We start from the raw sequence: 9,086 nt of genomic DNA, 5'->3' as shown, positions 1-9,086 counted from the left end.
CGGCGCGCAGTGCGGCTCAAGGCCGAGGAGCGGTGGGCACCAGCGCCGTACGGCGAACCCGGTCTGGGTGTCGAAGAAGGTGGTGCCGGCGGCCGGGGCGCCCGCCGTCCTGCCGAGCTGGGCCTCGAAGGTGCCGAGGCCCAGTTCCGTACGGAGTACTCCGTGGCAGTACTGGTCCACCATGGACGCTGTTTCGATCATCGGGTTTCCCGTCGTGGACCGCTTGTACAGTCCTAACGGGCCGAGCCGCGTTCCGGTGGCGCCCCAGGTGCCGCTTCCGTCCCGCGCGGTACGCGGTACCCGACGTACGCGGTACCCGACGTACGAGGCCCGGCGTCAGTGGCCGAGCTGGATGCCGGCCATCCGCTTCCACTCGTACGGGCCTGTGCTGACCTTCGCTGCCAGCTCGCCGTCGAACGATTCGTGGAGGGTCAGCTCGGCGCTCTCGGCCGCGCTCAGCGCGACGGCGTGGGTGGGGGCGACCAGGTCGCCCCAGCCGCCGTCCTCGCCGACGAGGACAATACGGGTGCCCTCCTGGCCGAGATACGCGAGGTGCCCCTCGGCGCCGCCGTGCTTCGCGCCGAAGGCCTTGATCTCCTTGGCGAGCCTGGCCACCTTGCGGGCGTCCCGCGCCTCGCGCCTGGCCAGCGCCTTGTCCGCCTGGGTCTTGCCCGACTCGTTCGCCTGGCCCGGCTCGTCCGCCCGGTCCGGCTTGCCCGCCTGGTCGCCCTGCTCCGTCTCAGCCATGCCGACGATGCTACCGGGCGGTAGAACGGGTTATCGGAGGAAGGGGTCCACCGCTACGGCGACGAAGAGGATCGAGACGTAGGTGATGGACCAGTGGAACAGCCGCATCTCCTTGAGCTTGGCGCCCACCTCGCCCGCCTTGGCGCGCGAGTTCAGCCCGTGCGCCTCCCACAGCCAGTAGCCGCCGGCGACCAGCGCGACCGTGGTGTAGAACCAGCCGGTGTAGCCCAGCGGGGTCAGCAGCAGCGAGACGGCGACCATCACCCAGCTGTAGGCGACGATCTGCCGGGCGACCACCCGATTGGACGCGACGACCGGCAGCATCGGGACGCCCACGCGTGCGTAGTCGTCCTTCACCTTCATCGACAGCGGCCAGTAGTGCGGCGGCGTCCAGAAGAACATCACCAGGAAGAGGATGACCGGGGCCCAGGACACCGAGTTGGTGACGGCGGACCAGCCGATCAGCACGGGCATGCAGCCGGCGATCCCGCCCCACACGATGTTCTGCGAGGTACGCCGCTTGAGGATCATCGTGTAGACGACGACGTAGAAGAGCAGGGCGCCCAACGACAGCGCCGCCGACAGCCAGTTGACCAGAAGTCCGAACCACAGCGTCGAGAAGACCGCGAGGCCGAGACCGAAGGCCAGGCACTCGCGCGGCGAGACCATGCCGGTGACCAGCGGACGCTGCGACGTACGGTCCATCAGGGCGTCGATGTCGCGGTCGATGTACATGTTGAGCGCGTTGGCGCCGCCGGCGGAGAGATAACCGCCGACGCAGGTGACGAGCACCAGCCAGAGATCCGGTACGTCCTGCGAGGCGAGGAACATCACCGGAACGGTGGTGATGAGCAACAGCTCGATGATCCGTGGCTTGGTCAGTGCCACGAATGCCTTGGCGCGGGCTCCGAACGGCCGATGGCCCCTCGGGCTCGGAGTCAAGGCGGCGACCCCTGCGGGTCGGGACTCGACGGCCGTCACGCATACCCCTGACAGAGAAATCTCAGCAAGCTCCGGACGTGAAGGCCCGGTAAAGGCTCGCGCTTACCACGCCACTCTAGACGTTGCCCATAGGTCGTTCTTCGCGGGGGTGCGCTCGTGTTGGGGGTGCCGGAACCCGCCGCCGGGAGGCGAAGAGAGCCCCGGCGCGGCACCCTGGCAGTGTCCCTTGTTCACCGACGGGCAGTCGAAAAGCCGGGCGGCACCGCGAGGGTAGGCTCAACAACGAACCGGTGCGCCCTCAGACACCGGGATTCGACATGTGGAGAGGAGCCCTGACTCAGGGTGAGCACCAAGCCGACCACCACAGACCTCGAGTGGACCGATCTGGACCGTCGGGCAGTCGACACCGTCCGCGTCCTGGCCATGGATGCCGTACAGAAGGTCGGCAACGGCCATCCCGGTACGGCCATGAGCCTGGCGCCTGCCGCCTATGTGCTGTTCCAGAAGCTTCTGCGGCACGACCCCGCCGACGCCCAGTGGACCGGCCGGGACCGATTCGTCCTGTCGGCCGGTCACTCGTCTCTGACCCTCTACATCCAGCTCTACCTGGCCGGCTACGGCCTGGAGCTGGACGACCTGGAGTCGTTCCGCACCTGGGGTTCGAAGACCCCCGGCCACCCGGAGTACGGACACACCGTCGGCGTCGAGACCACCACGGGCCCGCTCGGCCAGGGTGTCGCGAACGCCGTGGGCATGGCGATGGCCTCGCGCTACGAGCGCGGTCTCTACGACCCCGACGCGGCGCCGGGCACCTCCCCGTTCGACCACACCATCTGGGCCGTCGCCGGTGACGGCTGCCTCCAGGAGGGTGTCTCCGGTGAGGCGTCCTCGCTCGCGGGCCACCAGAAGCTCGGCAATCTGGTCCTGCTGTGGGACGACAACCACATCTCCATCGAGGGCGACACGGAGACCGCGGTCTCCGAGGACACCCTCAAGCGCTACGAGGCGTACGGCTGGCACGTCCAGCGCGTCGAGCAGCAGGAGAACGGCGACCTCGACCCGGTCGGCCTGTACAACGCGCTGAAGGCAGCGCAGGCGGAGACCGAGCGCCCCTCCTTCATCGCGGCGCGCTCGATCATCGCCTGGCCCGCCCCGCACGCGCAGAACACCGGCGCGGCGCACGGCGCGGCGCTCGGTGAGGACGAGGTCGCCGCCACGAAGAAGGTCCTCGGTTTCGACCCGGAGAAGACCTTCGACGTCTCCGACGAGGTGCTCGCGCACACCCGCGAGGCGCTGGACCGCGGCCGTGAGGTGCGCGGCGAGTGGGAGAAGTCGTTCGCCGCGTGGCGCACCGCCAACCCGGAGCGCGCCGCCACGTTCGACCGGATCAGGGCGGGCGAGCTGCCCGAGGGCTGGGAGACCCATCTGCCGGCCTTCGAGACCGGCAAGTCCGTTGCCACCCGCGCCGCTTCGGGCAAGGTCCTGGAAGCGCTCGGCGGTGTCATCCCCGAGCTGTGGGGCGGTTCGGCCGACCTCGCGGGCTCGAACAACACCACCTTCGACAAGACGTCGTCGTTCCTCCCGGCGGACAACCCGCTGCCGGGCGCCGACCCGTACGGCCGCACGGTGCACTACGGCATCCGTGAGCACGCCATGGGCTCGACGATGAACGGCATCTCGCTGCACGGCAACACCCGTATCTACGGCGGCACCTTCCTGGTGTTCTCCGACTACATGCGCGCGCCGGTCAGGCTGGCGGCGCTGATGCAGGTGCCCGTCACCTACGTGTGGACGCACGACTCGATCGGTCTCGGCGAGGACGGCCCGACGCACCAGCCGGTCGAGCACCTCGCGGTGCTGCGCGCGATCCCCGGGCTGAACATCGTGCGGCCCGCGGACGCCAACGAGACGGCGATCGCCTGGCGCGAGATCCTGAAGCGGCACGCGAAGCGCTCGCCGCACGGTCTGGCGCTGACCCGCCAGGGCGTCCCGACGTACGAGGCCAACGAGGACGCGGCCAAGGGCGGTTACGTCCTGTTCGACGCCGAGGGTCAGGACGGACAGAAGACGGCGCCGCAGGTCGTGCTGATCGCCACGGGCTCCGAGGTGCAGCTCGCCGTCGAGGCGCGCGAGCAGCTTCAGGCCGCGGGCGTCCCGGCGCGTGTCGTGTCGATGCCGTCGGTCGAATGGTTCGACGAGCAGGACCAGGGGTACCGGGATTCGGTGCTGCCGCCGTCCGTGAAGGCGCGGGTGGCGGTCGAGGCCGGGATCGGGCTCACCTGGCACCGGTTCGTGGGAGAGGCAGGACGCATCGTCTCGCTGGAGCACTTCGGTGCCTCGGCCGACGGCAAGGTGCTCTTCCGCGAGTTCGGATTCACCGCCGAAGCCGTGGTCTCGGCGGCCCGGGAATCTCTTGAAGCCTCAGCGCGCTGACGCCGGTATACGACAGTAGGAGATGCAACTCTCATGACAGACGCACTCAAGCGCCTCTCCGACGAAGGCGTCGCGATCTGGCTCGACGACCTTTCACGCAAGCGGATCACGTCCGGCAATCTGGCCGAACTGATCGACCAGCAGCATGTGGTGGGCGTGACCACGAACCCCTCGATCTTCCAGAAGGCGATCTCGCAGGGCGACGGGTACGACACCCAGCTCACCGACCTGGCCACGCGCCGGGTCACGGTCGAGGAAGCCGTCCGGATGATCACGACGGCGGACGTGCGTGACGCGGCCGACATCCTGCGTCCGACCTTCGACGCGACCGGCGGCCAGGACGGCCGGGTCTCGATCGAGGTGGACCCGCGGCTCGCGCACAACACCCGGGCGACCGTCGCCGAGGCCAAGCAGCTCGCCTGGCTGGTGGACCGCCCGAACACGCTCATCAAGATCCCCGCGACCGAGGCAGGTCTGCCGGCGATCACGGAGACCATCGCCAGGGGCATCAGCGTCAACGTCACGCTGATCTTCTCGCTGGAGCGCTACCGCAAGGTCATGGACGCCTACCTGTCGGGTCTGGAGAAGGCGAAGGCCGCCGGCCTCGACCTCTCCAAGATCCACTCGGTGGCGTCCTTCTTCGTGTCCCGGGTGGACACCGAGATCGACAAGCGGCTCGACGCACTGGGCACGGACGAGGCGAAGGCGGCGCGCGGCAAGGTGGCCGTGGCCAACGCCCGGCTCGCCTACGAGGCGTACGAAGAGGTCTTCAGCTCCGAGCGCTGGGCGCCCCTCGACCGGGCGCAGGCCAACAAGCAGCGTCCGCTGTGGGCCTCCACGGGTGTGAAGGACAAGGCGTACAAGGACACCCTGTACGTCGACGACCTGGTCGCCCCGAACACGGTCAACACCATGCCGGAGGCGACGCTCGACGCCACCGCCGACCACGGCTCGATCACCGGTGACACGGTGCGCGGCACGTACGACCAGGCGCGCGCCGACATCGAGGCCGTCGAGAAGCTGGGGATCTCGTACGACGAGGTCGTCCAGCTGCTGGAGGACGAGGGCGTCGAGAAGTTCGAGGCGTCCTGGACCGATCTGCTCAAGTCGACCGAGGCGGAGCTCAAGCGCCTCGCCCCTTCGGAGGGCTGAACCCTTGACCGCAACCCACGGAGTGAATCCGCTCCGTGACGCTCAGGACCGACGGCTCCCGCGTATCGCGGGGCCGTCGGGCCTGGTCATCTTCGGCGTCACGGGCGATTTGTCCCGCAAAAAGCTGATGCCCGCCATCTATGACCTGGCCAACCGCGGCCTGCTGCCGCCGGGCTTCTCGCTCATCGGCTTCGCGCGCCGCGAGTGGCAGGACGAGGACTTCGCGCAAGAGGTCCACGACGCCGTCAAGGAGCACGCGCGCACGCCGTTCCGCGAGGAGGTCTGGCAGCAGCTCATCCAGGGGATGCGCTTCGTCCAGGGCGACTTCGACGACGACGAGGCGTTCGAGAACCTGAAGGCGACGATCGAGGACCTCGACAAGAAGCAGGGCACCGGAGGCAACTTCGCCTTCTACCTGTCCGTGCCGCCGAAGTTCTTCCCGAAGGTCGTCCAGCAGCTCAAGAAGCACGGGCTCGCCGACCAGAAGGAAGGCTCCTGGCGCCGCGCGGTCATCGAGAAGCCGTTCGGCCACGACCTGGCGTCCGCCAAGGAGCTGAACAAGGTCGTCCACGAGGTCTTCCCGTCCAACGAGGTCTTCAGGATCGACCACTACCTGGGCAAGGAGACCGTCCAGAACATCCTGGCGCTGCGGTTCGCCAACACCCTCTTCGAGCCGATCTGGAACCGGTCGTACGTGGACCACGTCCAGATCACCATGGCCGAGGACATCGGCATCGGCGGCCGGGCCGGGTACTACGACGGCATCGGCGCCGCCCGTGACGTCATCCAGAACCACCTGCTCCAGCTGCTCGCGCTGACCGCCATGGAGGAGCCCGCCTCCTTCGACGCGGACGCGCTCGCGGCCGAGAAGACCAAGGTGCTGGGCGCCGTACGGCTGCCGCAGGACCTGGGCGCCGACACGGTGCGCGGGCAGTACGCCGCCGGATGGCAGGGCGGCGAGCGTGCCGTCGGCTATCTGCAGGAGGACGGTATCGACCCCAAGTCGAAGACCGACACCTACGCCGCGGTCAAGGTCGGGATCGACAACCGCCGCTGGGCGGGCGTCCCCTTCTACCTCCGTACCGGCAAGCGTCTCGGTCGCCGCGTCACCGAGATCGCGGTCGTCTTCCAGCGCGCGCCGCACTCCCCCTTCGACCACACGGCCACCGAGGAGCTGGGGCAGAACGCCCTGGTGATCCGGGTCCAGCCGGACGAGGGCGTGACGATGCGGTTCGGCTCCAAGGTGCCCGGCACCTCGATGGAGGTGCGGGACGTGTCGATGGACTTCGCCTACGGCGAGTCCTTCACCGAGTCGAGCCCCGAGGCGTACGAGCGGCTCATCCTCGATGTGCTGCTCGGCGACTCGAACCTCTTCCCGCGCACGGAAGAGGTGGAGCTGTCCTGGACGATCCTCGACCCGGTCGAGCAGTTCTGGGACAAGCACGGCAAGCCCGCGCAGTACGAGTCCGGGACCTGGGGTCCTGTCGAGGCGGACGAAATGCTCGCACGAGACGGACGGAGCTGGCGTCGGCCATGAAGATCGACCTTACGGACACCACGTCCAGCAAGATCAACAAGGCGCTGGTACAGGGCCGCCGTTCGGTGGGCGCGCCCGCCGTCGGCATGGTCCTCACCCTGGTCATCGTCACCGACGAGGAGAACGCGTACGACGCGCTCAAGGCGGCGAGTGACGCCTCCAGGGAGCACCCGTCGCGGATCCTGGTCGTCGTCAAGCGCCCCTCGCGCTCGCCGCGCGACCGGGCCAACGCGCGCCTCGACGCCGAGGTACGGGTCGGCGCGGACGCGGGCACCGGCGAGACGGTGGTGCTGCGGCTGTACGGCGAGGTCATCGACCACGCCCAGTCCGTGGTGCTGCCACTGCTGCTGCCCGACGCGCCCGTCGTCGTCTGGTGGCCGGTCAACTCGCCGGCCAACCCGGCGAAGGACCCGCTGGGCAAGCTGGCCCAGCGGCGCGTGACGGACACGTACGCCGCCCAGCACCCCGTGCAGGAGCTGGCGGCCCGGCAGGCGGTGTACACCCCGGGCGACACGGACCTGGCCTGGAGCCGGATCACCCCGTGGCGCTCGATGCTCGCCGCCGCGCTCGACCAGGTCGACTGCGAGGTCACCGCGGTCGAGGTCGAGGGCGAGGAGTTCAACCCGAGCTGCGAGCTGCTCGGCATGTGGCTCGCCGACCGGCTGCATGTGGCGGTCAAGCGCTCCGTCTCCAGCGGTCCCGGCCTCACCGCCGTCCGGATGGAGACGACCTGCGGTCCGATCGTGCTCGACCGGGCCGACGGCTCGCTGGCGACGCTCTCCATCGAGGGCCAGCCGGACCGCGCCGTGGCGCTGAAGCGCCGGGAGACCTCGGAGCTGATCGCCGAGGAGCTGCGCAGGCTCGACCCGGACGAGACGTACGCGTCGGCGCTGAAGCTCGGCGTCGAGCGGCTCGACGACGGCTCGTCGTCGGCGGCCGGTGACAAGGCCGCTCCGGCCGCAGCAGCGAAGAAGGCGCCCGCCAAGAAGGCGGCGTCGAAGTGAGCGTGCCCCAGCTGGTCGTGCACCGCGACAAGGAACTGATGGCGCAGGCCACGGCGGCCCGGCTGATCACGAAGATCGTGGACGCCCAGGCCTCCCGTGGCCACGCCTCGATCGTCCTCACGGGCGGGCGCAACGGCAACGGCCTGCTGGCCGCGCTGTCGTCGGCGCCCGCCCGGGACGCGGTCGACTGGTCGCGGCTCGACCTGTGGTGGGGCGACGAGCGCTTCCTGCCGGACGGCGATCCGGAGCGCAATGTGACACAGGCCCGTGCGGCGCTGCTCGACTCGGTTCCGCTGGACCCCGCGCGGGTGCACGCGATGGCCGCGTCGGACGGCCCGTACGGCAGTGACGTGGAGGCGGCGGCAGCGGCGTACGCGACCGAACTCGCCGCGGCCGCACGGCCCGAGGACCACGCGCAGGTGCCGAGCTTCGACGTGCTGATGCTGGGCGTCGGACCCGACACGCATGTCGCCTCGCTCTTCCCGGAGCTGCCGGGCGTACGGGAGACGGAGCGGACGGTCGTCGCCGTCCAGGGCGCGCCCAAGCCGCCACCGCTGCGCATCTCGTTCACGCTCCCGGCGATCCGGGCAGCGCACGAGGTGTGGCTGCTCGCCGCGGGCGAGGACAAGGCGGAGGCGGCGGAGATCGCGCTGTCCGGCGCGGGCGAGATCCAGGCCCCGGCGGCGGGCGCGTACGGCCGCAGCCGCACGCTGTGGCTGCTGGACGAGGCGGCGGCGTCGAAACTGCCGCGCGACCTGTATCCGGCGGCTTCCGCCTGACACACCGTCAACTCGTCGATACCACGGCCCGGTTCGCCTCCACGGCGGACCGGGCCGTGGTGCGTGTCAGGCGGGGCCGCGGTCCAGGAACGGGGTCAGCAGGGACGGTACGGCCTCCTCGGCGAAGGCGAGGCCTTCGGCCTGGGCCGCGTCCCGTACGTGGTAGGCGCCGTCGCCCGCCGCTGTGGTCGCCGTCAGGGTGAGCAGCCCCGCGCGGCGCTGGAAGACGGACTGGCGGACCGTCCAGCCGATGACGCCCGCACGCTGGAGGGCGACCGTCGAGCGGCGCAGGGTGCCGGAGCGGGCGACCAGATAGCCGCCGCTGATGCCGTGGCCGAGGTTCCGGGCCGCGTCGAGGGCGAGCAGCACCGCCGTGGGCAGGGCGACCACGGCCAGGCCCGCCGCGACCTGCAGCAGGACGTCCGTGAGGAGCAGGCCGAGGACCGTGAGGAGCAGCACCGGCGCCAGGGCGGCGGCCAGCGCGCGGCGCAG

8 protein-coding genes and 1 pseudogene are annotated in these 9,086 nt (G+C 70.1%); 5 read left to right on the top strand and 4 right to left on the bottom strand.

Annotation, left to right across the window (positions count from 1 at the left end):
- The 3 genes and pseudogenes from HY68_RS20510 to HY68_RS20500 form a co-directional block, all read right to left on the bottom strand.
- Positions 1–201, bottom strand: a pseudogene (locus tag HY68_RS20510) (amidohydrolase); the annotation flags it as partial.
- A 135-nt stretch (positions 202–336) separates the two neighbouring features.
- Entirely contained in the window at positions 337–747 is a 411-nt protein-coding gene (locus tag HY68_RS20505) for a hypothetical protein (protein ID WP_241778628.1), read from the bottom strand.
- A gap of 30 nt (positions 748–777) precedes the next feature.
- Complete coding sequence (locus tag HY68_RS20500; RefSeq protein WP_041990944.1) at positions 778–1,728, bottom strand: heme o synthase; 951 nt, start codon at positions 1,726–1,728, stop codon at positions 778–780.
- 303 nt (positions 1,729–2,031) lie between these two features.
- Here HY68_RS20500 and tkt point away from each other — a divergent pair, with 303 nt between their 5' ends.
- The 5 genes from tkt to pgl are packed head-to-tail and all read left to right on the top strand — an operon-like array spanning position 2,032 to position 8,594.
- A complete protein-coding gene (tkt, locus tag HY68_RS20495) occupies positions 2,032–4,122 on the top strand; it encodes a transketolase (protein ID WP_041990942.1) in 2,091 nt (696 codons plus the stop codon).
- 33 nt (positions 4,123–4,155) lie between these two features.
- Complete coding sequence (gene tal, locus HY68_RS20490; RefSeq protein WP_041990941.1) at positions 4,156–5,274, top strand: transaldolase; 1,119 nt, start codon at positions 4,156–4,158, stop codon at positions 5,272–5,274.
- A 4-nt stretch (positions 5,275–5,278) separates the two neighbouring features.
- On the top strand, positions 5,279–6,811 hold the full coding sequence (gene zwf, locus HY68_RS20485) for a glucose-6-phosphate dehydrogenase (RefSeq protein ID WP_041990939.1): 1,533 nt from the start codon (positions 5,279–5,281) through the stop codon (positions 6,809–6,811).
- Positions 6,808–7,815 (top strand): glucose-6-phosphate dehydrogenase assembly protein OpcA, encoded by a 1,008-nt coding sequence (gene opcA / locus HY68_RS20480; RefSeq protein ID WP_041990937.1) that lies wholly within the window; start codon positions 6,808–6,810, stop codon positions 7,813–7,815. The genes zwf and opcA overlap by 4 nt, the downstream gene beginning before the upstream one ends.
- Entirely contained in the window at positions 7,812–8,594 is a 783-nt protein-coding gene (gene pgl, locus HY68_RS20475; RefSeq protein WP_041990935.1) for a 6-phosphogluconolactonase, read from the top strand. Before opcA ends, pgl begins: the two co-directional genes overlap by 4 nt.
- A gap of 66 nt (positions 8,595–8,660) precedes the next feature.
- Here the strand turns inward: pgl and HY68_RS45335 are convergent.
- Positions 8,661–9,086 (bottom strand): PH domain-containing protein (locus tag HY68_RS45335; RefSeq protein WP_041996690.1); only part of this gene is annotated, 426 nt, incomplete at its 5' end.

Source organism: Streptomyces sp. AcH 505 (genome assembly GCF_000818175.1).
Lineage (GTDB): Bacteria > Actinomycetota > Actinomycetes > Streptomycetales > Streptomycetaceae > Streptomyces.
This window is presented reverse-complemented; position numbering and strand designations above follow the sequence as displayed.